The sequence below is a fragment of the Mesorhizobium sp. M0862 genome, from assembly GCF_040319795.1.
In the GTDB taxonomy this organism is placed as follows: Bacteria; Pseudomonadota; Alphaproteobacteria; order Rhizobiales; family Rhizobiaceae; genus Mesorhizobium.
In genome coordinates this window covers 285,697-311,514 of record NZ_JAMYOJ010000003.1, presented here as the reverse complement: position 1 = coordinate 311,514, position 25,818 = coordinate 285,697, and the positions used below count along the sequence as shown (strand labels likewise).

General features: G+C 63.5%; 24 protein-coding genes and 1 pseudogene. 23 read left to right on the top strand and 2 right to left on the bottom strand.

All coding sequences use genetic code 11. The annotated features are described in order from the left end of the window. The first annotated feature begins 61 nt into the window (after positions 1-61). The 7 genes from NKI15_RS06485 to NKI15_RS06455 all read left to right on the top strand — a co-directional run bounded on the left by NKI15_RS06485 (position 62) and on the right by NKI15_RS06455 (position 7,221). A complete protein-coding gene (locus tag NKI15_RS06485; RefSeq protein WP_352885942.1) occupies positions 62-1,339 on the top strand; it encodes a lytic murein transglycosylase in 1,278 nt (425 codons plus the stop codon). A 264-nt stretch (positions 1,340-1,603) separates the two neighbouring features. Continuing rightward, positions 1,604-3,247: an ABC transporter substrate-binding protein gene (locus NKI15_RS06480; RefSeq protein ID WP_023725785.1), complete on the top strand. Its 1,644-nt coding sequence runs from the start codon at positions 1,604-1,606 to the stop codon at positions 3,245-3,247. Positions 3,248-3,266: 19 nt separating this feature from the next. After that, the gene (locus NKI15_RS06475; RefSeq protein ID WP_023669524.1) at positions 3,267-4,334 is read left to right on the top strand and encodes an ABC transporter permease; all 1,068 of its coding nucleotides are present in this window, start codon (positions 3,267-3,269) and stop codon (positions 4,332-4,334) included. Further along, positions 4,331-5,251, top strand: coding sequence for a nickel transporter permease (gene nikC / locus NKI15_RS06470; RefSeq protein WP_023682024.1), 921 nt, complete (start codon positions 4,331-4,333; stop codon positions 5,249-5,251). The genes NKI15_RS06475 and nikC overlap by 4 nt, the downstream gene beginning before the upstream one ends. 10 nt (positions 5,252-5,261) lie before the next feature. Continuing rightward, the gene (locus NKI15_RS06465; RefSeq protein ID WP_023682023.1) at positions 5,262-6,098 is read left to right on the top strand and encodes an ABC transporter ATP-binding protein; all 837 of its coding nucleotides are present in this window, start codon (positions 5,262-5,264) and stop codon (positions 6,096-6,098) included. Then, positions 6,095-6,844: an ABC transporter ATP-binding protein gene (locus tag NKI15_RS06460; protein WP_352885831.1), complete on the top strand. Its 750-nt coding sequence runs from the start codon at positions 6,095-6,097 to the stop codon at positions 6,842-6,844. Before NKI15_RS06465 ends, NKI15_RS06460 begins: the two co-directional genes overlap by 4 nt. 38 nt (positions 6,845-6,882) lie before the next feature. Further along, positions 6,883-7,221 (top strand): hypothetical protein, encoded by a 339-nt coding sequence (locus tag NKI15_RS06455; RefSeq protein ID WP_023703494.1) that lies wholly within the window; start codon positions 6,883-6,885, stop codon positions 7,219-7,221. Positions 7,222-7,233: 12 nt separating this feature from the next. Here the strand turns inward: NKI15_RS06455 and NKI15_RS06450 are convergent. Continuing rightward, positions 7,234-8,002: pseudogene (locus tag NKI15_RS06450) on the bottom strand (efflux RND transporter permease subunit); the annotation flags it as partial. A 196-nt stretch (positions 8,003-8,198) separates the two neighbouring features. Here NKI15_RS06450 and NKI15_RS06445 point away from each other — a divergent pair. Beyond that, on the top strand, positions 8,199-9,476 hold the full coding sequence (locus NKI15_RS06445; RefSeq protein WP_023703491.1) for a 4-aminobutyrate--2-oxoglutarate transaminase: 1,278 nt from the start codon (positions 8,199-8,201) through the stop codon (positions 9,474-9,476). 121 nt (positions 9,477-9,597) lie between these two features. Here NKI15_RS06445 and NKI15_RS06440 read toward each other — a convergent pair whose 3' ends face one another. Then, on the bottom strand, positions 9,598-10,851 hold the full coding sequence (locus NKI15_RS06440) for an NAD(P)/FAD-dependent oxidoreductase (RefSeq protein WP_023708184.1): 1,254 nt from the start codon (positions 10,849-10,851) through the stop codon (positions 9,598-9,600). Between the two features lie 491 nt (positions 10,852-11,342). Between NKI15_RS06440 and NKI15_RS06435 the strand changes: the two genes are divergently transcribed. The 15 genes from NKI15_RS06435 (at position 11,343) to lnt (ending at position 25,725) form a co-directional block, all read left to right on the top strand. Beyond that, positions 11,343-12,635 carry an imelysin family protein gene (locus NKI15_RS06435; RefSeq protein ID WP_023669535.1) on the top strand — a complete coding sequence of 431 codons (1,293 nt, stop codon included), beginning with the start codon at positions 11,343-11,345 and terminating at the stop codon, positions 12,633-12,635. A 59-nt stretch (positions 12,636-12,694) separates the two neighbouring features. Then, the gene (locus tag NKI15_RS06430) at positions 12,695-13,006 is read left to right on the top strand and encodes a hypothetical protein (RefSeq protein ID WP_023688751.1); all 312 of its coding nucleotides are present in this window, start codon (positions 12,695-12,697) and stop codon (positions 13,004-13,006) included. Continuing rightward, positions 12,972-13,457: a bacterioferritin gene (gene bfr / locus NKI15_RS06425; RefSeq protein WP_023669537.1), complete on the top strand. Its 486-nt coding sequence runs from the start codon at positions 12,972-12,974 to the stop codon at positions 13,455-13,457. The genes NKI15_RS06430 and bfr overlap by 35 nt, the downstream gene beginning before the upstream one ends. A 12-nt stretch (positions 13,458-13,469) precedes the next feature. Beyond that, a complete protein-coding gene (locus tag NKI15_RS06420) occupies positions 13,470-15,059 on the top strand; it encodes a di-heme oxidoreductase family protein (RefSeq protein WP_352885827.1) in 1,590 nt (529 codons plus the stop codon). Beyond that, positions 15,059-16,138, top strand: coding sequence for an imelysin family protein (locus tag NKI15_RS06415; protein WP_023692589.1), 1,080 nt, complete (start codon positions 15,059-15,061; stop codon positions 16,136-16,138). Before NKI15_RS06420 ends, NKI15_RS06415 begins: the two co-directional genes overlap by 1 nt. A gap of 2 nt (positions 16,139-16,140) precedes the next feature. Then, entirely contained in the window at positions 16,141-17,247 is a 1,107-nt protein-coding gene (locus NKI15_RS06410; protein WP_023692588.1) for a DUF1513 domain-containing protein, read from the top strand. 107 nt (positions 17,248-17,354) lie between these two features. After that, positions 17,355-18,032: a tRNA (adenosine(37)-N6)-threonylcarbamoyltransferase complex dimerization subunit type 1 TsaB gene (gene tsaB, locus NKI15_RS06405; RefSeq protein ID WP_023669541.1), complete on the top strand. Its 678-nt coding sequence runs from the start codon at positions 17,355-17,357 to the stop codon at positions 18,030-18,032. Beyond that, a complete protein-coding gene (gene rimI, locus NKI15_RS06400) occupies positions 18,032-18,526 on the top strand; it encodes a ribosomal protein S18-alanine N-acetyltransferase (protein ID WP_023669542.1) in 495 nt (164 codons plus the stop codon). The genes tsaB and rimI overlap by 1 nt, the downstream gene beginning before the upstream one ends. Before the next feature lie 28 nt (positions 18,527-18,554). Further along, the gene (gene olsA / locus NKI15_RS06395; RefSeq protein ID WP_023669543.1) at positions 18,555-19,355 is read left to right on the top strand and encodes a lyso-ornithine lipid O-acyltransferase; all 801 of its coding nucleotides are present in this window, start codon (positions 18,555-18,557) and stop codon (positions 19,353-19,355) included. A 76-nt stretch (positions 19,356-19,431) separates the two neighbouring features. Then, positions 19,432-20,841: a tRNA (N6-isopentenyl adenosine(37)-C2)-methylthiotransferase MiaB gene (gene miaB, locus NKI15_RS06390; RefSeq protein WP_023669544.1), complete on the top strand. Its 1,410-nt coding sequence runs from the start codon at positions 19,432-19,434 to the stop codon at positions 20,839-20,841. Between the two features lie 83 nt (positions 20,842-20,924). Further along, entirely contained in the window at positions 20,925-21,917 is a 993-nt protein-coding gene (locus tag NKI15_RS06385) for a PhoH family protein (protein ID WP_027049340.1), read from the top strand. 17 nt (positions 21,918-21,934) lie between these two features. After that, positions 21,935-22,441 carry an rRNA maturation RNase YbeY gene (gene ybeY / locus NKI15_RS06380; protein WP_352885824.1) on the top strand — a complete coding sequence of 169 codons (507 nt, stop codon included), beginning with the start codon at positions 21,935-21,937 and terminating at the stop codon, positions 22,439-22,441. Between the two features lie 28 nt (positions 22,442-22,469). Beyond that, on the top strand, positions 22,470-23,564 hold the full coding sequence (locus NKI15_RS06375) for a hemolysin family protein (RefSeq protein ID WP_023826828.1): 1,095 nt from the start codon (positions 22,470-22,472) through the stop codon (positions 23,562-23,564). A 20-nt stretch (positions 23,565-23,584) separates the two neighbouring features. Beyond that, positions 23,585-24,055, top strand: coding sequence for a VOC family protein (locus tag NKI15_RS06370; protein WP_023669548.1), 471 nt, complete (start codon positions 23,585-23,587; stop codon positions 24,053-24,055). A gap of 77 nt (positions 24,056-24,132) precedes the next feature. Beyond that, positions 24,133-25,725, top strand: coding sequence for an apolipoprotein N-acyltransferase (lnt, locus tag NKI15_RS06365; RefSeq protein WP_023669549.1), 1,593 nt, complete (start codon positions 24,133-24,135; stop codon positions 25,723-25,725). The last annotated feature ends 93 nt before the right edge of the window (positions 25,726-25,818 follow it).

The window sequence follows — 25,818 nt, the reverse complement described above, 5'->3', positions numbered from 1 at the left end:
CACCTGCGTTGAAAGAAGAATGCCGTCCGAGAAGCTGCTGATCTCCCCCCTTGAGGGGGAGATGTCCGGCAGGACAGAGGGGGGTGTGAGGGAACGCAAGCCTCCAAGGCTGCTACTATTTTCATTCCTTGCGGCTCTGCTCGCCCTCCTCCTCATCTCCCCCGCCTCCGCCGCCAAAATCGACGACCAGTTCCGCGCCTGGCTGCAAACCGATCTCTGGCCGGAAGCCCAGACCAAAGGCATCTCCAAATCCACCTTCGACGCCGCTTTCGACGGCGTGAAGCCGAACCTCAAATTGCCCGACCTCGTCCTGCCCGGCGGGAAACCCGAAACCCCGCAAAAACAGCATCAGGCCGAGTTCGGTTCGCCCGGCGCCTATTTCGCCGAAAAGACGGTGCGCGCCGTCACGTCAGGTGGGCGCACGCACGAGGCGGCCAACGCCAGGACGCTGGCTGCGATCGAAAAGCGCTACGGTGTCCCGGGCGAGATACTGTTGGCGATCTGGGGCCGCGAGACCGGCTTCGGCGCGGCGAAAATGCCCTACGACGCCTTCGAGGTTCTCGGCACCAAGGCGTTCATGTCGACCAAGAAGGACTTCTTCCGCACCGAGGTACTGGCGGCGCTCGAGATCGTCGAGCATGGGTTGGCGCCGGTCGGCGCCATGAAATCGTCCTGGGCCGGCGCGCTCGGCCAGCCGCAATTCATGCCGACCTCGTTCCTGAAGCACGCCGTCGACTACGACGGTGATGGGCACCCGGACATCTGGAATTCGACGCCGGACGTGCTGGCCTCGATCGCCAACTATCTCGTCCACTATGGCTGGGTGAAGGGGCGTGGCTGGGGTTTCGAGGTGACGGTTCCGGAAAGCGTTTCCTGCTCGCTCGAAGGTCCCGACCAGGGCAAGAAGATCTCAGCCTGGGCGGCGATGGGAATCAGCCGCGTCGGCGGCAAAGCCTTTCCGACCAACGAACTGAAGGCGGAAGGGTTCCTTTTGATGCCGGCCGGACGCAGCGGTCCGGCCTTCATCGCCACGCCCAATTTCTACGTGCTGAAGCAATACAACACCAGCGACCTCTACGCCCTGTTCATCGGCCATGGCGCTGACCGCATCGCCCATGGCGATGCTGATTTCGTCGGCAGCTGGGGTGCGGTCGGCGGCCTGCATCGTTCCGACATCGCCGCGCTGCAACGGGCGCTGGAGGCCAAGGGCTACGATGTCGGCAGCGCCGATGGTCTGCCCGGCTTCAAGACCCGCCGCTCGATCGGCTCCTGGCAGGAAAAGAACGGCCGCCCCGCCACCTGCTTCCCCGACGCCGATCTGGTCGCTGCCATCAAGTAACACCGAAAAGAGCAGATTTTTCCCCATCGGCGGCTGCAACTGGCTCGCCCATGCTTCGACGCGCACAGCATATTCCGGTCCAGTATGCCGGCTCGCAAAAATGCCCGTTGCCGGTTGGAGGGCTGCCGGATAGGGTGTTGACCAACTGGAAAAAAATCAACACGGTATGGGGTCTAACGGTCGTCCTCCGGCCGCGAAAAAGATTACTGCAGCCCTGAGCCGGGAACTCGGGGTCAACAATCAACAAAACAGGGAACAATCATCATGATGATGGAAAAGTTTGCTCTACGTTCGCGCGTCTGGCTCGCAGGTGCTGCCATGTCCGCTCTGCTCATTGGCGTCGCGCCGGCCTTTGCCGTGACCCCCGCCGACACGCTGGTCGAAGGTTTTGCCATCGACGACATCATCTCCATGGATCCGGGCGAGGCGTTCGAACTGTCGACCGCCGAAGTCACCGGCAACACCTATGATCTGCTGGTCCGCCTCGACCTCAGCGACACCTCCAAGGTCAAGGGCGACCTTGCCGAGAGCTGGACCGTTTCCGACGACGGCCTGGTCTATACGTTCAAGCTCAAGCCTGGCCTAAAGTTCGCTTCGGGCAATCCACTGACCGCCGCCGATGTCGCCTATTCCTTCGAGCGCGCCATCAAGCTGGACAAGCCGCCGGCATTCATCATCAACCAGTTCGGCATCAGCGGCGACAATGTTGCCGACAAGGCCAAGGCCGTCGACGACACCACCTTCCAGTTCACCGTCGACAAGGCCTATGCGCCGAGCTTCGTGTTAAACTGCCTGTCGGCAACGGTCGCTTCGGTCGTCGACGCAAAGCTGGTCAAGGAACATGTCGCCGCGGTGACGCCGAGTGCCGACTACAAATGGGACAACGATTTCGGCAACGCCTTCCTGAAGACCGGTTATGCCGGCTCCGGCGCCTACAAGCTGCGCGAATGGCGGGCCAATGAGGTCGTCGTGCTCGAGCGCAACGACAATTACAATGGCGAGAAGGCCAAGCTCGCCCGCGTCATCTACCGCAACATGAAGGAAAGCTCGGCACAGCGCCTGGCGCTCGAAGCAGGCGACATCGACGTTGCCCGCAACCTCGAGCCGAACGATCTCGACGCCATCGCCAAGAATGCCGATCTCACCACGACCAGCGCGCCGAAGGGCACGGTCTATTATATCAGCCTCAACCAGAAGAATCCGAACCTCGCCAAGCCCGAGGTTCGCCAGGCATTCAAATATCTGGTCGACTACGATGCGCTGAGCACGACCATCCTCAAGGGCATTGGCGAGATTCACCAGACCTTCCTGCCCAAGGGCGTGCTGGGCGAACTGGACGAAAATCCGTTCAAGTTCGACGTCGCCAAGGCCAAGGAACTGCTGACCAAGGCCGGCCTGGCCGACGGCTTCAGCGTAACCATGGATGTACGCACGGGACAGCCGACAACGGGCATGGCGGAATCGATCCAGCAGACGCTTGGCCAGGCCGGCATCAAGCTGGAAATTATCCCGGGCGACGGCAAGCAGACGCTGACCAAATATCGCGCCCGCAATCATGACATCTATATCGGCCAGTGGGGCCAGGACTATTTCGATCCGAACTCCAACGCCCAGACCTTTGCCTCAAACCCGGACAATTCGGATGAAGGCAAGACCAAGACGCTGGCCTGGCGCAATGCCTGGGACATCCCGGACCTGACAAAGCAGACCGAAGCAGCCTTGCTGGAGAAGGATGCCGGCAAGCGCGCCGATATGTACAAGAGCCTTGAAAAGACGATCCTCGACACCAGCCCCTTCGTCATCATCCACCAGCAATTGGAAGTGGCAGGCCTGCGCAAAAACCTGAAAGGCTTTGCGCTCGGTCCGAGCTTCGACACCAACTTCGTCGGCCCGGTCTCCAAGGAATAGCGCCGGCGGACGCGCCCTGATGAGCGCGATTGAAAACCAGGCGACGGCGGGGCAGGGAAGCGCCCGCGCCGTCGCTATCTTGTTGGCGATCGGCCGCTTCCTGGTCATCGCCGTCACCACCTATCTCGGCCTGCTCGCGGTGACCTTTTTCATCGGCCGCGTCATCCCGATCGATCCGGTGCTGGCGGTGCTCGGCGACCGCGCACCGGCCAATGTCGTCGAGCGCACCCGCCGCGAGATGGGGCTCGACCTGCCGTTGATCGAGCAATTCTATATCTATCTCAAGCATGCGCTGAACGGTGATTTCGGCACCTCTGTGCTGACCACCAATCCTGTGATGACCGACATCCGCCGTGCCTTTCCGGCAACGATCGAACTGGCGACTTTGGGCACTCTGATAGGCTCGTTGATCGGCGTGCCGCTCGGCGTGCTGGCAGCGGTAAAACGCGGCAGTCTCATCGACCAGATCGTTCGCATTGTCGGCCTGATCGGCTATTCCGTGCCTATCTTCTGGATCGGGCTTTTGGGGCTTGTCCTGTTCTACGCCAAGCTCCAATGGGTGGCTTTTCCCGGCCGCCTCGACATCGTCTACGAGTACACATTCACACCGATCACCGGCTTCTACCTGCTCGACGCCGCGCTGCAGGGCCAGTGGGATGTCTTCTACGACGCTTACCGCCACATCATCCTGCCGGCAGGGCTGCTGGGCTATTTCTCGCTCGCCTATATCAGCCGGATGACGCGCTCCTTCATGCTGAACGAGCTGTCGCAGGAATACATCGTCGCCGCGCGCGCCAAGGGCCTGTCTGAAACGCGAATCATCTGGGGCCATGCGCTGCGCAACGCCGCGGTGCCGATGGTCACGGTGATCGCGCTGTCCTATGCCGGGCTGCTCGAAGGTTCGGTGCTGACCGAGACGGTGTTCTCCTGGCCCGGCATCGGCCTCTACATCACCAATTCGCTGCAGAACGCCGACATGAACGCCGTGCTCGGCGGCACCATCGTCATCGGTTCGGTGTTCATCGGCATCAATCTCCTGTCCGATGTTCTCTACAAGGTGCTCGATCCGAGGACGAAGACAGGATGAGCGCCGAAGCAATCCAAACGCGCCGCGATTGGCTGCTCAGCGATCGGCCGGCCTCGCGCATGCAGGCACGGCTCGGCCGCGCCTACGTCGCTTGGCGGCGCTTTTCCGCCAACCGGCTGGCGTTTCTCGGCCTGCTCATCATCATCGCGCTGCTGCTGGTCGCAGCCTTTGCCGATGTGCTGGCGCCCTATTCGCCGACCATCGGCGATCTCAAGAATGCCCGGCTTTTGGCGCCGAGTGCGGCGCATTGGTTCGGCACCGACGATCTCGGCCGCGATATCTATTCGCGCATTCTTTTTGGCTCGCGCTGGACCCTCTATGTCGTCATTCTTGTCGCTGTCATCGCAGCCCCCATCGGCCTTTTGGTCGGCACCGTCGCCGGCTATGCCGGCGGCTGGACCGATGCCATTCTGATGCGCATTACCGACATCTTCCTCGCCTTCCCCAAGCTGATCCTGGCACTGGCCTTTGTCGCGGCCCTTGGCCCCGGCATCGAAAACGCGGTGCTGGCCATCGCCATCACCTCGTGGCCGCCTTACGCCCGAATTGCGCGGGCCGAGACGATGACCGTGCGCAATTCGGATTACATCAAGGCGGTGCAATTGATGGGCGCCTCTCCGTTCCGCATCGTGCTGCGCCACATCATGCCGCTCTGCATCTCTTCGCTCATCATCCGGGTGACGCTCGATATGGCCGGCATCATCCTCACCGCCGCCGGCCTCGGCTTCCTCGGCCTGGGCGCCCAGCCGCCGCTGCCGGAATGGGGCACGATGATCGCGTCCGGCCGCCGCTTCGTGCTCGACCAATGGTGGGTGGCCGGCGCGCCGGGCTTCGCCATCCTCATCGTCAGCCTCGGCTTTAACCTGCTTGGCGACGGCCTGCGCGATGCGCTCGATCCCCGGAGTGGCGACCAATGAGTGGTGACCAATGAGCGGTGCACTTCTCGATGTCGACGACCTGCGCGTCACCTTCCCGACTCGGACCGGCCTCATCCAGGCGGTGCGCGGCGTCACTTTTTCGCTTGGCCGAGAGCGGCTGGGCATTGTCGGTGAAAGCGGCTCCGGCAAGTCGCAGACCGGCCGCGCCATCATGGGCCTGACGCCGCCGCAGGCTCTGGTGTCGGCCAAGAAGCTCGCCCTCGACGGCATCGACCTTCTGGCCATACCGGCCCGTCAGCGCCGGGCGCTGCGCGGCAAACGCATCGCCATGATCCTGCAGGATCCGAAATATTCGCTCGACCCCGTGATGAGCATCGGCCGCCAGATCGTCGAGACGCTGCGCACGCATGAAAAGGTCTCCAAGGCCGAAGCGCGCGAGCGGGCGCTGGCCATGCTGGAAGCTGTGCAGATCCGCGATCCCTCGCGTGTCTTCGACCTGCATCCGCACGAGGTGTCCGGCGGGATGGGCCAGCGCGCCATGATCGCAATGATGCTGATCGCCGGACCGGAACTGATGATCGCCGACGAGCCGACCTCGGCGCTCGACGTCACCGTGCAACTCGATGTGCTCGGCATCCTCGACCGCTTGGTCAGTGAGCGCGGCATGGGCCTGATCTTCATCTCGCACGACCTGCGGCTGGTCGCCTCCTTCTGCGACCGCGTCATCGTCATGTATGCCGGCAAGGTGGTCGAGCAGCTCAAGGCGTCGGAGCTGCGCGACGCCCAGCATCCCTACACGCGCGGCCTGCTCAACTGCATGCCCAGGATCGGTTACGAACGCCACCCGCTGCCGGTGCTCGACCGCAAGCCGGAGTGGGCGGCATGACGCCAGCCATTTCGATTGAAGGGCTGGAGGTGGTGTTCGACCGTTTTCGCGCGCTGAAAGGGGCGAACCTCGAGGTGAAGTCCGGCGAATCCTTCGGCCTGGTCGGCGAGAGCGGTTCCGGCAAGTCGACGCTGCTCAAAGCCATTGCCGGCCTGGTGCCTGTCGCATCCGGTACTATCACGGTCAATGGCAAGACGCTGGGAGCGCGCCGCGACAAGGCTTTTTATCGCGAAGTGCAGATGGTCTTCCAGGACCCCTATGGTTCGCTGCACCCGCGTCAGACCGTCGACCGCCTGCTACAGGAACCGCTCGCCATTCACGGCTTTGCCGATGGCGAGCAACGCATCCAGCGCGCCCTCGACGAGGTCGGATTAGGCAACGGTTTCCGTTTCCGCTACGCGCACCAGCTCTCCGGCGGTCAGCGTCAGCGCGTGGCGATCGCGCGCGTGCTCATCCTCGAACCGTCGATCCTGCTGCTCGACGAACCAACCTCGGCGCTCGACGCTTCGGTGCAGGCCGAAGTGCTCAACCTGCTCGAAGAGGTTCGCCGTCGGCGCAAGCTGACCTTCCTGATGGTCAGCCACGACCTCGCCATCATCACCCATATGTGCGAGCGCCTGATGGTGATGCAGAATGGCGAAGCGGTGGAGAACCTGACAGCGGGCCAGCTGATCGGGCACCGCGTGGAGAAGGATTACACACGCAATTTGCTTAGGGCGAGCGAGGGGTTTGTTCGGACGGCGTGAACTAGTTTCTTCCGCAGAATAATCGCTTGGGGAATTCCATGGAAGAATGGAAGTTTGCAGATCCGCCCAATGTCGCGGTGCTATCGGACAAGAGCATATTCAAACGGGGCGACTGGATCGCATACGTTGTGCATGAAGCTGACGATGACGAGAACTACAACGATGAACGGGGCAGTTGGCAATTCTATAGCAGCGACTCTCAAGATTGGGATGAACGCGAGATAATGCTCGTTGGCCTGCAAGAGGTGGTGCAGCAGGATGAAAGCATCCTGGCATTGGCCGACTTGCCAAAAGGCTGGCATGCTTGGCGGACCTCAAAATCATCGCCATGGCAGCGAGCGAAATCGCGCCCCGAACCCTCTAACGATAACGAATGATCCGGCAAAGCCTTAAGCGGGGTCTTGCGCCAGTTCGCGGTTCTCCGGAACAGATGGTTCGTCCCCCTGCTTAGGCTCCTTGATCCTGAACCACGTCACATAAAGCGCCGGCAGGAACAGCAGCGTGATCGCCGTGCCGGCGATGATGCCGCCCATCATGGCGTAGGCCATCGGGCCCCAGAACACTTCGCGCGCGATCGGGATCAGCGCCAGGCTGGCGGCCGCGGCCGTCAGCGCGATCGGCCGCATGCGGTGCTCGGTCGCTTCGATCACGGCTTCCCAGCGGTCTTGGCCCTCGGCCACCAGATCCTCGATCTGCACGATCAGGATCACCGAGTTGCGGATCAGGATGCCGATCAGCGCCAGGACGCCCAGAATGGCGACGAAGCCGAGCGGTGCGCCGCTCGGCACCAGGGCCGCGACCACGCCGATCAGGCCAAGCGGCGCCACCTCCACCACCAGGAACAGGCGCTGAAAACTTTGCACTGGATCATCAGGATGGTCGCCATCACGAACAGCATCAGCGGCACCACCGCTGCGGCTTTTTGCGCTTTCTTCGACCGAGCCGGCGGTTGCAACGGAATAGCGGGCGGCAGTTTGGCGATGAAGGCGTCGACCGACGGCTTCAATTCGTTGACCACGGTGGCCGGCAGCACGTCGCCAACGAGGCCTGCGCGAACGGTGATCGTCGGGATGCGGTTGCGCCGCCACACCGTCGGCTGTTCGAGGTCGTAGCGGAAGTCGCCACTGCCGCGAGCGGGATCGCTTCGCCGTTCCCGGTGACGGGTGAGCTGTCACGGACTGCCCCGTACGTGTATCGGTCGGCTGGTTAAGACCCGGTCTGTCGAAGTGGCCCGCATCGACGACAGGCCCAATCGCCCGGCGGCGGTGCCAACTTGAGGAAAACGTGAAATAAGGTCAGAAGAGGCCTTGGCATTCATCTAACGAGAACGGGCGTCGGCCCGATGAGGGACGAAATGAAGAACGCAGCCATTTCCGAGCGCAAGAACCAGTCGATCTCGCGCGGCGTCGGCATGACGACGCAGATCTATGCCGACCGCGCCGAGAATTCGGAGATCTGGGATGTAGAAGGCCGCCGATACATCGATTTCTCCTCGGGCATCGCCGTCGTCAACACCGGCCACCGCCATCCCAGGGTGATCGAGGCGGTCAAGGTACAGCTCGACCGCTTCACCCATACCTGCCACCAGGTCGTGCCCTATGAGAGCTATGTGCGGCTGGCCGAACGGCTGAACGGCATGCTGCCCGGCAAGTTCGAGAAGAAGACCATCTTCGTCACCACGGGCGCTGAAGCCGTCGAGAACGCCATCAAGATCGCCCGCAACGCCACTGGCCGCCAAGCCGTCATCGCCTTTGCCGGCGGCTTCCACGGCCGCACCTTCATGGGCATGGCGCTGACCGGCAAGGTCGTGCCCTACAAGGTCGGCTTCGGCGCCATGCCGGGCGACGTCTACCACGCGCCGTTTCCGGTGCCGCTGCACGGCGTGTCTACAGCCGATTCGCTGGCCGCACTCGACAAACTGTTCAAGGCCGATGTCGATCCGGCTCGCGTTGCCGCCATCATCATCGAGCCGGTCCAGGGCGAGGGCGGCTTCTACGACGCGCCGCGCGAATTCCTGACGGCGCTGCGCAAGCTCTGCGACCAGCACGGCATGCTGCTGATCGCCGATGAGGTGCAGACCGGCTTTGCCCGCACCGGCAAGATGTTCGCCATGGATCATCATGAGGTCGCGGCCGACATTACCACCATGGCGAAAAGCCTGGCCGGCGGCTTCCCGCTGGCGGCGGTCACCGGCCGCGCCGACATCATGGATGCGCCCGGTCCTGGCGGGCTCGGCGGCACCTATGGCGGCAGCCCGATCGGTGTCGCCGCAGCACACGCCGTGCTTGACGTCATCGAGGACGAAAAGCTGTGCGACCGCGCCAATACGCTGGGCGCCCGGCTGAAGCAGCGGCTGCAGTCGATCCGCGACGACGTGCCCGAGATTGTCGACATCAGGGGTCTCGGCTTCATGAACGCGGTCGAGTTCAACGACGTCAAGAAGGGCCTGCCGTCGGCCGAGATCGCCAATGCGATCCGGCTGAAGGCGCTCGACAAGGGGCTGATCCTGCTGACCTGCGGCGTCTACGGCAACGTCATCCGTTTCCTGGCTCCGATCACCATCCAGGACAATGTCATGAACGAGGCGCTCGACATTCTGGAAAGCTCGATCCGCGAAGTCTGCGCTGCCTAGTGCAAACCCCTTCCTCGCCCTTGTGGGGAGGTCGGACCGCAGGTCCGGGTGGGGGCCTCGCGCCGACCCCAACCCCGCTGCTTCGCAGCGACCCTCCCCACAAGGGGGAGGGTAAGTGCGTCTAGCCCGCAGCCCGTGCCGGCTCATCCTGCTGGAACGCGGCCAGCGCCGCCTTCAGCCCATCAGGCCCTTCCGCAACAGTCTGCGCCATCGGCGAAAACCCGGCCCCGAGCATCTTGCGGCCCAGCATATGGTCGCCCGGCCTGTTGACGGATTCGATGCCGAGCAGCCGGCTTCCAGCATAGTGGTAGATCGAGAACTTGTTCTCAGCGAGGTCGCCCAGCACGACATGGCTGTCGCCGCCCGAGGTCAGCCCGACCATCTGCAGTTTCATGTCGCCGATGTCAGACCAGAACCACGGCACCGCCGCATAGGCGTCCGTATGGCCGGTGATCGTGCGTGCGGCAAGCCGCGCCTGGTCGGTGGCGTTCTGCACCGATTCCAGCCGCACGTCGCCGCCGGTCGACCAGTGGCGGTAGGAAGCGGCGTCGCCGATGGCCAGAATATCAGGCACTGAGGTGCGCATCTGTTGGTCGACGCGGATGCCATTGGCGACAGTCAGTCCGGCAGCCTGAGCAAGTTCGACATTCGGCACGGCGCCGATGCCGACGATGACCATGCGCGCGGGCAGCCTTTCGCCGGTGGAGGTGATGGCAGCGCAGACATGGCCGTTTTCCCCTTCCAGCCTGGCAATGGTGGTGCCGGTGAGGATACGCACGCCGATCGCCTCCAGCCGTTGGCGGACATGGCTCGCCACCACCGGCGCCACGGCGCGGCCAAGCAGCCGGTCGACAGCCTCGACCAGGGTGACGTTGCGGCCGGCGGCCCTCAGCGTAGCCGCGATCTCCAGCCCGATGAAGCCGCCGCCGAGGATGACCACGTCTTCGCTTTGGGCGCTGAGCTGGCGGATCAGCCGCGCATCGGCGATCGAGCGCAGCGACAGCACGCCCGAGAGGTCGGCGCCCGGCAGCGGCAGGAGCCGCGGCCGCGAACCGGTGGCCAGGATGAGCCGGTCGAACGGCAGCACGCCGCCGCCTGCTATGTCCAGCTTGCGGCCTGCCGTATCGATGCTGTCGATTCGGACGCCCGGCCTGAAGTCGATGGCGCTGCCGGTGTAAAAGGCCTCGCCGCGCAAGGGTTGCGGCTTGGCATCGGCGTCCTTGATGAAGGTCTTCGACAGCGGTGGCTTGTGATAGGGCAGATCGGTTTCGTCGCCGATCAGTACGACAGGCCCGTCATAGCCTTCCTCGCGCAGGCTGGCGGCCGCTTGCACGCCCGCATGACCCGCACCGAGAATGACGACCCCGTTCTTCATCGCAAACCGAATTCCTGTTTCAAATCTGGAGCATGATGCCGAAAGTGTGAAGCGGTTTTCGGACGACATCATGCTTTGATTGTGAGCCGTTCCGCCAGATGGCGATTGTCTGCCGCCGTCGCAAGAGCCCCGGTCCGGGTCGCACCCGGAACGGTCGCTTGTCAATCGCGCCGTCTCTCATCTTGGCTGCTGGCTATACGATTTAAAGTTGACAGTCCTAGTTTAGAATAATTCTAAACTGTTGTTTCAATTGAATTTTCTAAGGCTCACCAGTTGACTTCCGGCCTCGCCATCGTTTTATGGAGGCTCGCGCGTCAGCGCATCCCTTTGATGTTTGGGCCTTGAACCCGTTCGATTGGAGGCATTTGGTGTCTTTCTTCCGTGAGCCGCAGAGCGGCGCGGCATCTGTCGTGACCTACGGCATGCCTATGTCTTGGCACCGTTTGGCACGCGCGCCTTTTACCGAATTCCCTTTGAACTGGAGAATGATGATGACAGCGCGATATGGCGGCAGGCTGGCTGCGATCGGTGCCACGGCTATGTTGACGGCGGCGGTTTTCATCCTGCCGGCCAAAGCGGCGGAGATCGATGCCAAGGCGGTCATCAAGACCTATTCCGACATCGCGCTGGCCAAGTACGAGGATTCGCTGACCACGGCGCAGGCGCTCGACAAGGCTGTCGACGCGCTGCTTGCCAACCCGTCGGCGGACACGCTGAATGCCGCCCGCGATGCCTGGAAGGCGTCGCGCGTGCCCTACCAGCAGACCGAGGTCTACCGCTTCGGCAACAAGATCGTCGACGACTGGGAAGGCAAGGTGAACTCCTGGCCGCTCGACGAAGGCCTGATCGACTACGTCGCCAAGAGCTACGGCACCGAGTCCGACGCCAACGCGCTCTACACCGCCAATGTCATCGCCAACAAGGACATCGAGATCGACGGCAAGAAGGTCGACGCCTCGAAGCTTTCGCCGGAGTTCCTCGCCGGCACGCTGCAGGAGGCCGGCGGCATCGAGGCCAATGTCGCCACCGGTTATCACGCCATCGAATTCCTGCTCTGGGGCCAGGATTTGCACGGCACCGGCCCGGGCGCCGGCGAGCGTCCGTACACCGACTACGACCTCAAGAACTGCACCGGCGGCAATTGCGATCGCCGGGCCGAGTATCTGAAGTCGGCCAGCGATCTTCTGGTCTCCGACCTGCAGGAGATGGTCGGCAACTGGAAGGAAGACGGCGCCGCCCGCAAGAACCTCGTCGATGGCCAGCCGAACACCGCTATCTCGGTGATCTTCACCGGCATGGGCTCGCTGTCCTACGGCGAACTGGCCGGGGAGCGCATGAAACTCGGCCTGCTGCTGCACGATCCCGAAGAGGAGCACGACTGCTTCTCGGATAATACCTACAACTCGCATCTCTATGACGCCATCGGCATCCGCGCCGCCTATCTCGCCAGCTACACGCGCATCGACGGCACCGTCGTTTCAGGCCCGTCGGTGCACGATATGGTCAAGGCGGCCGATCCGGCGATCGACAAGGAACTGTCCGACAAGCTCGATGTCTCGGTCGCCAAGATGGAGGCGATCAAGGCGCGGGAAGTGGCCGGCGAGGCCTACGACCAGCAGATCGCCGAGGGCAACACCGAAGGCAATGCTACCGTGCAGGCGGCAATCGACGCGCTGGTCGACCAGACCAAGTCGATCGAACGCGCCGTCGGCGCGCTGAAGCTGAACAACATAGCCTTCGAGGGGTCCGACAGCCTCGACGCACCGGACAAGGTGTTCAAGTAGCACCCCAACCAACCACCAGCCAAACGGCGCGGAGGGGCGCCGTCAGCCAGAGCCAATCCATGCTGATCTGCCATTGCAACATCATCACCGAAAAGGAGATTGAGCAGACGATCATCGATCTGCTGGATCAGGACCCCTGGCAACTGATCGTGCCGGCGAAGGTCTATCACACGATGCAAAAGCGCGGTCGCTGTTGCGGCTGCTTCCCAAATGTGGTCGAAACGATCATTCGGGTCACCGAAAATTACCACACCCGTTCGGAGGCGAGCGGCGTGGACATCGTTTCACACCTGGATCGCGTCAGAGGCCTGCGCGTCCAATATGGGAGCAGAATCCATGAAAGGCGAACCGCAGATCATCGAGCGGCTTAACGAGGCTCTGTTCCTGGAGCTTGGCGCCGTCAATCAATACTGGGTGCATTTCCGCCTGCTCGAAGATTGGGGATATGCCAAGCTGGCAAAGAAGGAACGCGCCGAATCGATCGAGGAGATGCACCATGCCGACCGGCTGGTGGCCCGTATCATCTTCCTCGAAGGGCATCCCAATTTGCAGTCCGTGGCGCCGTTGCGCATCGGCCAGAACGTCAAGGAAGTGCTCGAATCCGATCTCGCCGGCGAATATGACGCACGCACCGCCTACAAGCGTTCGCGCGAGATCTGCAACGAAGCCGGCGACTACGTGACGATGAAGCTGTTCGAGGAATTGCTGGCGGATGAGGAAGGTCACATCGACTTCCTCGAGACGCAGCTCGACCTCCTTGCCTCGATCGGCGAGGAAAAATACGGCCAGCTCAACGCCGCATCGGCGGACGAGGCGGAATAGGACCATGCAGGAATGCGGCGCCCCATAGATATTCTGCGCCGCTTGCGGCGGGCCGCCGGCCCGCTGCTCCTCAAAAACCCGCGATATCAGGCCTTTCGCGGGCTTTCGGTTGTAACCCTGGCGGCAATTTTGGCCCCGGCCCTGGCCGGATCGTCGGAACCGGTCGGCCTCGCCACGAGCCGCACCGACCTGACGCCGAAGGACCAGGCCCGCGTCCTTGCCGTTACCAGGCCAACCCAGGATTTCTCCAAGGCCGAATCCTTCGAAACGATGCAAGGCGGCGCCGGCACGTCGCGCAAGCAGGTCGACCGCGACGCCTTCTCGCAACCCTCTGAAAACATTACCTTCGAGGAACAGGGCAATTTCAAGCTCGGCAATGCGCTTTTCCGCAAGAACTGGGTGTCGTCGCCATCCTCGACCCAGGCCTCGGACGGTCTCGGACCCCTGTTCAACGAGCGCGCCTGCCAGAATTGCCATTTGAAGGATGGCCGCGGCCGCCCGCCGGCCGCCGACAGCCGCACCACGTCGATGTTCCTGCGGCTGGCGCGCGATGCGAGCACGGCCGAGGAAAAAGCCGAGATTGCCGTGCACAAGGTGCTGAACTTCCCCGATCCGGTCTACGGCGCGCAGTTGCAGGAACTGGCGGTGCCCGGCCTCAAGGGCGAAGGCCGCATGTATGTCGATTATCGCAAGGAAAAGGTCACGCTCGGCGACGGTAGCATCGTTTCGCTGCGCAAGCCGAGCTATTCGCTCGACGGGCTTGGCTACGGCCCGCTTGACCCGCGCACCACGCTGTCGCCACGTCTGACCCCGCCCATGATCGGCCTTGGCCTGATCGAACAGATCGCGCCGGCCGACATCCTTGCCCATGCCGATCCCGACGACCGCGACGGCATTTCCGGCAAGCCCAACATGGTGCGTGACCTCAGCAGCGGGCAACTGACGCTTGGCCGCTTCGGTTGGAAGGCGCAGACCGCATCGATCCGCCAGCAGGCGGCGGACGCCTTTGCCGGCGATATCGGCATTTCGACGCCGGAAGAGCCCAGCCACTGGGGCGATTGCACCGCAGCCGAAGAGGCCTGCTTAGCCATGCCCAATGGCGTGCAGAAGCGGCTCGGCCCGGTCGAGGCGCCACCACCGGTGATGGACCTCGTCACCTTCTATTCACAGAACCTTGCGGTGCCGGCGCGGCGCGATGTCGGCGCACCCGCCGTGCTCGCCGGCAAGAAGCTGTTCTACGAGATGGGCTGCATTGCCTGCCATACGCCGAAATTCGTCACCATGCGCGGGAACAAGGCGCAGGCGTTCCAACTGATCTGGCCCTATTCCGACTTTCTGCTGCACGACATGGGGCCTGGCCTTGCCGACGGCCAGGCGGTGGGCGATGCCACGGGCAGTGAATGGCGCACCCCGCCGCTATGGGGCATCGGCCTGACAAAGACCGTCAACGGCAACGCTTTCTTCCTGCATGACGGGCGTGCGCGCACGCTTACCGAAGCGATCCTGTGGCATGGCGGCGAGGGGCAGAAGGCGCGCGATCGCTTTGCCGCCGCCAATACGGCCGACCGCGATGCTCTCATCAAATTCCTGGAGTCATTCTGATGCTCAAGCGGGTTTTGCCTGTTCTCCTCCTCCCATTGGCTCTGTTCGGTGCGTCCCCGGCATCGGCCTCGGTGAAAGCCTCCGACGTGATCCAAAGAGCGATCGACGGCTTTGTCCGCCCCGCCTATGCCAGCCTGCATGGCCATGCCGGCACCTTGGCGAAGGCCATGGACGCGCTCTGCCAGGCGCCGTCGCAGGGCAACCTCGATGCCGCGCATGCCGGATTCTCGGCCACGGTCGCAGCTTGGTCGTCGGCTGAAATCATCGGCTTCGGGCCAATCAAGGAGAACAACCGGCTGGAGCGCATGCTCTACTGGCCGGACCGAAAGAGCATCGGCCTGAAGCAGGTGCAGGCGGCGCTGGCCGGCAAGGATCCGACCGCCACCGATCCGGCGCAGCTGGCGGGCAAGAGTGTCGCGATGCAGGGATTAGGGGCGCTTGAGTTCGTGCTTTACGGCGACGGCGCCGAGACGCTCGTCGGCAAGGACGAGCCCTATCGCTGCGCCTATGGCGCGGCAGTCGCCAAGAACATCGAGACCATGGCGGCCGATGTCGACGCGGCCTGGAAAAAACCGGACGGTTTTGCAGCCTCGTGGGCTAATCCCGGACCCGACAATGCGCTTTACCGCGACGGCACCGAAGCGGTGACCGAACTGGTCGGCGTCTTCATCAACGAGCTGGAAATGGTCCGCGACGTGCGCCTCAAAGGTTTTTTCGGCGCCAAGCCGGAGGCTGACAAGCCAAGGCAGGCGATCTACTGGCGGTCGCAAAACACAGGCCTGTCATTAGCCGGCAACCTCTCCGGCATTGATGCGCTGTTCCAGGCCTCGAAGCTCGGCGACGCGCTGCCCGAGGATAGCAGATGGATGGCGGAATCCATCCATATCCAGCTCATCAATGGCGTTGCCACTGCCAAATCCATCCAGGGTCCGATCGACAAGACGCTGGCCGATCCCGCGGAGCGCGGAAAACTCGAGCATTTCGCGCTGATCACCTCCAGCCTGTCGGGCCTGATCGGAACCAGGCTGACCGCCGAGTTCGGCCTGACCGCCGGCTTCTCCTCGCTCGACGGAGACTGATCATGAGGACGCCGCTGATCGACCGCCGCGATTTTCTCAGGGCTGCCGGCGCCGGCTTCGTCGCGTCAATGGCGCCGCGGGCCTGGGCGGACACGCTTGCCGCCGATGCCGTCTTTGCCACCGCCTTCGGCAAGCGCGACGGCAGCTTTGGCGCCGCTGTGTTGTCGGAAGCCGGAAAAGTATTGCATGCGATCGACCTGCCCGACCGTGGCCACGACGTCACCTTCGATCCGGCCTCAAAGCGCTCCGTGGTCTTCGCCCGGCAACCCGGCACCTTCGCCGTGGTCTTCGACCATGCCGGCCGCGAGCCGCCGCTGACCATCGCCAGCATCACCGGTCGGCATTTCTTCGGCCACGGTGTGTTTTCCACCGACGGCGCGCTGCTTTACGCCACCGAAAACAATTTCGACAATGCCGCCGGCGTCGTCGGGATCTACGACGCACGGGCCAAGTTCAGCCGCATCGGCGAGTTTCCGACCTATGGCATGGGGCCGCATGAGCTCTTGCTGCTCGGAGACGGCCGGACGATCGCCATCGCCAATGGCGGCATCGAGACCCATCCCGACTATGGCCGCGCCGAGCTCAACATCGCCACCATGAAGCCGTCCTATGTGCTGGTCGATCGCACAACCGGCGATCTCATCGAAAAGCACGAACTGCCGCCGGCTCTGCACCAGCTGTCGATTCGCCACATGGATGCCGACCCCACAGGCACCATCTGGTTCGGCTGCCAGTACCGCGGGCCGGGCACCGAGCGGCCACCGCTGGTCGGCCGCGCCACGCGCGGCAAGGGGCTGCAGCTGCTCGACATGCCGCAGGACGTGCTATCCGGCTTCCGGAATTACATCGGCTCGGTCGCCGCCAACCCGATTGCCGGCACGGTCGCGGTGTCTTCGCCGGAAGGCAATTCGCTGGCCGTCATCGACGCCGCCAGCGGCAAGATCGTCGCCACCAAGGCGCTGGTCGAGGTCTGCGGCCTGGCGCCCGACGGCCCGGGCTTCATGGCAACCACGGGTGCTGGCGAAATCATCGAAGGCAGCGGCGCGACGCGCTCCGAGCCCGACTATGTCTGGGACAACCACATGCTGCGCATCGCGCCGGCGGCGTAAGCCGTCCGGCCTGCACCGAAGCGAAGCCACTTAACAATTTACGCGCTGGCTCTTGCGGCGGCGCGCCGTGGCGGGCAGAGGGAGACTGTTTTTCGAACCGGTCGCCCATGAAACTGCTCGCCATCGACTGTGCCGCCAATCTCTGCGCCGCTTGCGTCTATGACGCATCGGGCGGCAGAGAACTTGGCCGCTCGGTACTCGATCTCGGCAAAGGCCATGCCGAACACCTGATGGCTGTCATTGACGAAGCGCTGAAAGCGGACGGCACCGATTATGCCGGCCTTGGCGCCGTTGCGGTTTCCATCGGTCCGGGTTCCTTCACCGGCCTGCGGGTGGGCGTCTCGGCGGCGCGCGGCCTGGCGCTGGCGCTGAAGATCCCGGCGATCGGGGTAACGACACTGGAGGCGCTGGCGGCCGAGGCGAGGGCGGCATTTCCCGGCCGCCCGGTCCTGGCCGCTCTCGATGCCGGCCGCGAGGAAATCCATGCCGCGCTTTACGATGCGGAAGCGATTTTGCGCTATGGTCCGGCGGTGACCACACTTGCGCAAGCCGCGGGAATGGCGGCGGACAATCGTCCGGTGCTTGCCGGCACGGCCGCCGTGCAGATCGCAGCCGCGGCCGGTCGCGATTTCGATATCGGCCCGACGGCTGCCACCGCCGACATTGCCGTCTACGCCCGGCTCGCCGCTGCAAAAGGCGAGGGCGACAAGCCGAAGCCACTCTATCTGCGCGGCGCCGATGCCAAGGCGCAGGCCGGGTTCATCCTGTTGAGGCAGGAAAAGTGATGCGCATCCCTTTCCTCCAGCCGCGCCGCAGGGACTATGCGCTCGAGCCGCTGACCATCGCCGACAGCCCGGCAGCGTCGGTGCTGCACCGCGAGGATTTCGTCCGGCCCTGGACCGATGGCGAGTTCGCCGCGTTGCTCGAACAGGAAACCGTGTTCGGCTATGCCGCGCGCGAAATCGGCCAGGGCGCCAAGCCGCCGGTCGGCTTCGTGCTGGCCAGGCTTGCAGCCGGCGAGGGCGAGATTCTGACCGTGGCGGTGGCGCGCTCGCATCGCCGCCAGGGGCTCGGCTGGCAATTGATGGACGCCGTACTGCGCGAATTGCATGCGCAGCGCGCCGAGGCGCTGTTCCTTGAGGTCGACGAGACCAATGTCGCTGCCATCGCCCTCTACCGGCGGCTGGGCTTCCGCCAGGTCGGGCACCGCGCCAATTATTACCGCTCGACCGAACATGGTCCTACCGGCGCGCTTGTCATGCGCCGCGATCTTCGCTAGCCAAAGTTTTGGGGCAGGGCCAAGCTGCATGATCGGAAAAATCAGGATTTTCCTGGCGCTGAGCCTCGTTGTCATCGGTTCGCTGGTCCTTGTGCCTTTGCAGCTGCTGTCGATGAAGACTGGAATCTGGCGCGAGACGGTCATTCTGAAGGCCTGGCACAGCCTCATCGTCCGGACGCTCGGCCTGCGCATCCATGTCAAAGGTGCGCTGTCCAGCCAGCGCCCGCTGCTGGTCGCCTCGAACCATATCTCCTGGACCGACATCATGGTGCTGGGCTCCTTTGCCGATGTGACCTTCATCGCTCGGGCGGACATGGAGGGATGGCCGCTGATCGGCTGGCTGTCGAAATTGCAGCGTACGGTCTTCATCGAACGCGAGCGTAAGCGGACAGCTGGCGACCAGGCCAGCGAGATCGCCAGCCGCATGGCCAAGGGCGACGCTATGGTGCTATTTGCCGAGGGCTCTACCGGCGACGGCAACACCATCCTGCCGTTCAAGAGCACCTTGTTCGGCGCCGCCTCGATGGCGATTTCGGAAGGCGCGGCCGAGCAGGTCTTCATCCAGCCGCTGGCGATTGCCTACACGCGGGTGCACGGCGTGCCTCTCGGCCGTCGCCACCGGCCGCTCGCTGCCTGGATCGGCGATCAGGACCTGATGCCGCATCTCAAGGTGCTGATGGCCGAAGGCGCCATTGACGTCGAGGTGCATTTCGGCGAGCCCATCGCCTTTTCCAAGGGCTCGAACCGCAAGGAAACGTCGAGGATGATGGAAAGCAAGGTGCGCGCCATGATGCAGGCCGCGCTCGCCGATCCCCGACCGAGCCGCTAGCGCAGGCCGGGCGCCTACAGGCCGATGCCCGAGAATCGTCTGTTTTTTGTCACGGAAAGGCGTTAGAAGCCGCCGGATGGATTTGAACACGATAGAGCGGAACGAAACCGACAGCGCCTCGCAAAGCGCTGCTGCGGCGTCCGCCCCGGCCAAAAAGGTCTTCGTCAAGACCTATGGCTGCCAGATGAATGTCTATGACTCACAGCGCATGACCGATGCGCTGGCCGCCGACGGCTACACCGCGACCGATGTCATCGCCGACGCCGACCTGGTGCTGCTCAACACCTGCCATATCAGGGAGAAGGCGGCGGAAAAGGTCTATTCTGAGCTCGGCCGCATCCGCGACATGAAGGCTGAACGCGCAGCAGTTGGGCGCGAAATGCTGATCGGCGTCGCCGGTTGCGTCGCGCAGGCCGAAGGCCCGGAAATCATCCGCCGTTCGCCTGCTGTCGATCTGGTCATCGGCCCGCAGACCTATCACCGGCTGCCCGATGTGCTGGCCCGGGTGCGTGGCGGCGAAAAGATCGTCGAGACCGAATACGCCATCGAGGACAAGTTCGAGCATCTGCCGCAGCCGAAGCGTGCCGAAATGATCAAGCGCGGCGTCACCGCCTTCCTCACGGTACAGGAAGGCTGCGACAAATTCTGCACCTTCTGCGTCGTGCCCTATACCAGGGGCTCGGAAGTGTCGCGGCCGGTGGCGCAGATCGTCGCCGAAGCCGAGCGGCTGGCCGATGCCGGTGTGCGCGAGGTGACGCTGCTGGGGCAGAACGTCAATGCATGGCACGGCAAGGGTGAGGATGGCATGGAATGGGGGCTTGGTCGCCTGCTGTTCCGGCTGGCCGAAATTCCTGGCCTGGCGCGGCTGCGCTACACCACCAGCCATCCGCGCGACATGGACGACGAATTGATCGCTGCCCATCGCGATCTCCCGGCTTTGATGCCTTATCTGCACCTGCCGGTGCAATCCGGGTCAGACCGCATCCTCAAGGCGATGAACCGCAGGCACACGGCCAAGGACTATCTGGCGCTGCTCGAGCGCATCCGCGCTGCGCGCGGCGACATCGCGCTGTCCGGTGACTTCATCGTCGGCTTCCCCGGCGAAACCGAGGCGGATTTCGAGGCGACGATGGGTCTGGTGCGCCAGGTGAACTACGCCTCGGCCTTCTCGTTCAAATATTCGCCGCGTCCCGGCACGCCGGGCGCCGATATGCCCGATCACGTGCCGGAAGCGGTCAAGGATGAACGTTTGCAACAGCTGCAGGCATTGTTGCTCAAGCAGCAGCAGGATTTCGGCCTGGGCCTGGTCGGCAGCACCATCGACACGCTGATCGAGAAGCCCGGCCGTCAGGCCGGCCAGAAGGTCGGCCGCTCGCCCTGGCTGCAGCCGGTTATTGTTGATGAAAAGGCCGGCGAAATCGGTGACATTATCCGGGTGCGAATCACGAAGACGGGCTACAATAGCCTGTTCGCCGAGTTGGCTTGATGGCCTCGGCAGATGAGGAGAGACGGTTGAGCGCTGCTGAAGTGAAGACTCTGCCCCAGAACCAGACATCCGGGGCCTCTGACATGGCGCACATCGTTCTGACTTTCGACAACAACAAGCTTGCCAGCGCCCTGTACGGCCAGTTCGACGAGAATTTGGCCCGGCTTGAGCAGAAGCTCGGCGTCGACATCCGCTCGCGCGGCAACCAGTTGACCATCAAGGGCTCGGCCTCGGCGGCCGAGCAGGCGCGCCGCGCGCTCGACAATCTCTACGGCATTCTCCAGAAGGGCACCGATATCGGCCAGTCCGACGTTGATGGCGCCGTGCGCATGGCGATTGCCGCCGACGACCAGCTGACGCTGCCGACGCTGGAACGCAAGGGCAAAGTCTCGGCCGCCCAGATCTCCACCCGCAAGAAGACGATCTATGCCCGTTCGCTCAACCAGGACGCCTATATGCGGGCACTGGAGCGTTCGGAACTTGTCTTCGGCATTGGCCCCGCCGGCACCGGCAAGACCTATCTGGCGGTGGCGCATGCGGCGATGCTGCTCGAACGCGGCATGGTCGAGCGCATCATCCTGTCACGGCCAGCGGTCGAGGCCGGCGAGCGGCTGGGTTTTCTGCCCGGCGATATGAAGGAAAAGGTCGATCCGTACCTGCGGCCCCTCTATGACGCGCTCTACGACATGATGCCGGCCGACAAGGTCGAGCGTGCTATCGCTGCCGAGGTCATCGAAATCGCGCCGCTGGCCTTCATGCGCGGCCGCACGCTGGCGCATGCCGCCGTCATCCTCGACGAGGCGCAGAACACCACGCCGATGCAGATGAAGATGTTTTTGACCCGCCTCGGCGAGAATTCGCGCATGATCGTCACCGGCGATCCGACGCAGATCGATCTGCCTCCAAGCACCAAGTCGGGCCTCGTCGAAGCCTTGCGTGTCCTTGACGGCGTGGCCGGCGCGGTAACCGTGCGCTTCAACGATGTCGACGTTGTGCGCCACCCGCTGGTGGCCGAAATCGTCAGGGCCTATGACCGCGACGCCAAGCTGGCGCGCGGCCTCGGCGCCGAGAGCTGATGTGACGATGCGGGCTCATGCCTGAAGACATAAGACCTGGCGGCGGGGATAGTTCGGTTCCCGTCGAGATCGATATGTCGGTCGGGGCCGGCGAGTGGCCCGACGAGGCGGCGCTGACGCGTCTGGTCGATCGCGCCGTGTCGGCTGCCTTTGCCGAAACCGCTGCTGCCGGTCCTTCCGAACTCAGCATCGTCTTTTCCGACGATGCCCATATCCGTACCCTCAATGCCGGCTGGCGCGGGAAGGACAAGGCGACCAACGTCTTGTCTTTCCCTGCTTTTCCGTTCCCCAGGGGTGGCAAGCTGCCGCCCATGCTGGGTGACATCGTGCTGGCCGCCGAGACGGTGGCGCGCGAAGCAGCCCTGGAAGACAAGCCCTTCGAGAACCATATCACCCATCTCGTCATCCACGGCCTGCTGCATTTGCTGGGCTACGATCATGAGACCGATGCAGAGGCCGAGGAGATGGAAGCCATCGAGCGCTCAGCGCTCGCAAGGCTTGCCATTCCCGATCCCTACACGTAATGACAAAAGACCAATTGACCGGACGACGATGAACGACAAACCAGAAACTGCCGCCCGCCCCGAGGCTGGCAGTGCGACAAAGCCTTCCGATACGACGGAAGAGGGATCGAGTCCGAGTCCCAGTTCCGGCAGCCTCGCTTCTGGTGGTATTGCCAGCGAGCCATCGCCTGCCGGTCCGTCCCTGTTCGACCGCGTCTTGGGCCTTTTCAGGCAGCGGAACGGCACCAGCCTGCGCGAGGAAATCGCCGGCGCGCTTGCCGAAACGACCAGCGATGCCGGGTCTTTCTCGCCCGGCGAACGCGCCATGCTCAACAACATATTGCGCCTGCGCGAGGTACGCGTCGAGGACGTCATGGTGCCGCGCGCCGATATTGAGGCCGTCGAGATCACCACGACGTTGGGCGATCTGCTCGGTCTGTTCGAGCAGTCCGGCCATTCCCGCATGCCGGTCTATTCCGAGACGCTCGACGATCCGCGCGGCATGGTTCACATCCGCGACGTGCTGGCCCACATCACCAAGGTCGCCCGGGTCAAGAAGGGCAGAACATCCAGGAAGACGCCGGCAACGACGCTTCTCGACCTCGCCCAGGTCGATCTCGGCCGCACCATCGGCGACCTCAATCTGATCCGCCCGGTGCTTTTCGTGCCGCCCTCGATGCTTGCCTCCGACCTGATGGGCCATATGCAGACGACGCGAACCCAGATGGCGCTGGTCATCGACGAATATGGCGGCACCGATGGTCTCGCCTCGCTGGAAGACATCGTCGAGATGGTCGTCGGCGATATCGAGGACGAGCATGACGAGGACGAGCCGCTGATCACCCAGACCGGCGAGGGCGTGTTCGTCGTCGACGGCAAGGCCGAGATCGACGAGGTCGCCAAGATGATCGGCGAGGACTTTACCGCCGGTGAGCATGGTGAATATGTCGACACGATCGGCGGCATGATCTTCAACACGCTGGGCCGCGTGCCCGCGCGTGGTGAGGTTGTGCAAGCCATCCCCGGCTTCGAATTCCACGTGCTCGACGCCGATCCGCGCCGCGTCAAGCGGGTGCGCATCGTCCAGAACCAGAAGGGCGAGCGTCGCCGCCGCGTGACCGCCCCCCGCACCGAGCAGGCCTAGGACAGAACGTCGCCCGGCCGATGACGATCGACGATCCCTTCAAGCACTCAACCTTTGGCTCGGGTGTGTTCTACAAGGACCCGCGAGCCGCATTGAAATGGCTCGAAACGGCCTTCGGCTTCGAGCCGAGCATGGTGGTCAGCGACGCCGACGGACGGCTGGTCCATGCCGAAATGCGTTTTGGCGACGGCTACATCATCGTCGATTCCGAATGGGCCGATCATATTGCCAGTCCGGTAAGCGTCGGCGGCAAGAACACTCAGTCGGTCTGTGTGCATCTGAAAGACGGCCTGGACGTGCATTGTGAGCGGGCAATGGCGGCTGGAGCCCAAATCGTCGAGGAGCCTGCCGCCCATTTCTACGGCGAACGGCAGTATCGGGCGCGCGACCCCGAAGGCCATGTCTGGACCTTCACCCAGACCGTGCGCACCGTGCCGCGCGAGGAGGCCGAGCACCTGAGCGGGCTCACCATCGAGGGATGGCACCGATAGCGCAGCGATCGGCCGGTTCGCGTTTCAATAAATCTGATAAATCTTGGCTCCTGATTCGCGCGACTTGGGAAGTCTGTATGGAGCGCCTTGCCGGCCGGATAATTCTGCTTTGGGGCTGGCGACGCGCGCTGGTGGCGTTTCTTGCCGGGGCGCTGGCGGTGCTCGCCCAGGCGCCTTACGATTTCTTCGCCGTCTGTTTCGTCTCGTTTCCACTGCTGGTCTGGCTGCTCGACGGCGCCACCGGCGAGGCTTCCGACGGCTGGCTCAGGCGCCTGCGGCCGACTTTTGCCATCGGCTGGTGGTTCGGTTTCGGCTATTTCCTCGCCGGCCTGTGGTGGATCGGCGAGGCGCTTCTGGTCGAGGCCGACAGTTTCGCCTGGGCCTTACCCTTCGCGGTCGTCGGCATTCCTTTGGCGCTGGCATTTTTCTACGGCTTCGCCGCCGTCGTCGCGCGGCTGTTATGGACCAACGATATTGGCCGCGTTGCCGCCCTTGCCTTTGCTTTTGGCCTGACGGAATGGCTGCGCGGCTTCCTGTTCACCGGCTTTCCCTGGAATGCCGTCGGTTATGCGGCGATGCCCGTGCCGCTGTTGATGCAAAGCGTGTCGGTGACCGGCATGGTCGGCATGAACGCGCTGGCGGTCTTTGTCTTCGCCATGCCGGCCTTGCTTGCAGCACGCCGGCATGTCCGTCTCGGTGTGGTCCTGCTTGCCATTCTCGTCGCCGCCCATGCTGGCTTCGGCTATTTCAGGCTCGCGACCCCCGACAAGCCGACAACCCGCACTCTCGATGTCCGTATCGTGCAACCGGATGTCGACCTCAGCGAAAAATGGGACGCCTCGGTGCGCGACCGCATCTTCGCCACGATGATGGGCCTGTCGGCCGCAGCGCCCGATCCCGGCCATAACAAACCGCAGTTGATCCTGTGGCCGGAGACCTCGGTACCCTTCCTGTTCACCGAGCGTCCGGACGCGCTGACCGCGGTCGGCGACATGCTGCAGCCTGGTCAGATGCTGATTGCCGGCGTCGTGCGCGAGGAGCGCGGATCCGGGGCGGATGCCGACAGCCGCTACTACAATTCGGTGGTGGCGATCGATGACAAGGGCGAAATCGCTGATGCCGTCGACAAGGTCCATCTGGTCCCGTTCGGCGAGTATCTGCCGTTTTCCGGTCTGCTCAGCCGCTTCGGCATCGGACAGCTCGTCGCCGGGCCGATGAATTTCGCCGCCGGCAACGAGCGCCATCCGATCGCTTTGCCCGGCGGCATCAGCGCCTTGCCGTTTATTTGCTACGAGGTGATCTTTCCTGATCTTGTGGCTGTTGACGCAACGTCATCCCAGCTTATTGTGAACGTCACCAACGACGCATGGTTCGGCGACACGCCTGGGCCGTACCAGCATTTCAGGCAGGCTCAGATTCGCGCGGTGGAAAACGGATTGCCGCTGTTGCGCGCCGCCAACAACGGCATTTCCGCCGTTGTCGATACGCGGGGACGCATCGTCGACGCATTGGCGGTCGATGCACGTGGCGCCATCGACGTGCGGGTGCCGATCTCCGGCCAAGCCTTCATCTCCGCCGCGGGGCGGCGCATTAACGGAATGCTGATCATGTTGGTGTTTGCCGCAATCGCCCTCAGCTTGAACGTAAGGCAACGGCTACGGGTGAATTGACAGTCGACACATTAGAAACTCATACTGTTACCGCCTAATTTTCTCGAAGTCGGTTGGTGTTTCTGTTGGGGCAGTTGGCTCCGGCTTCGTTTG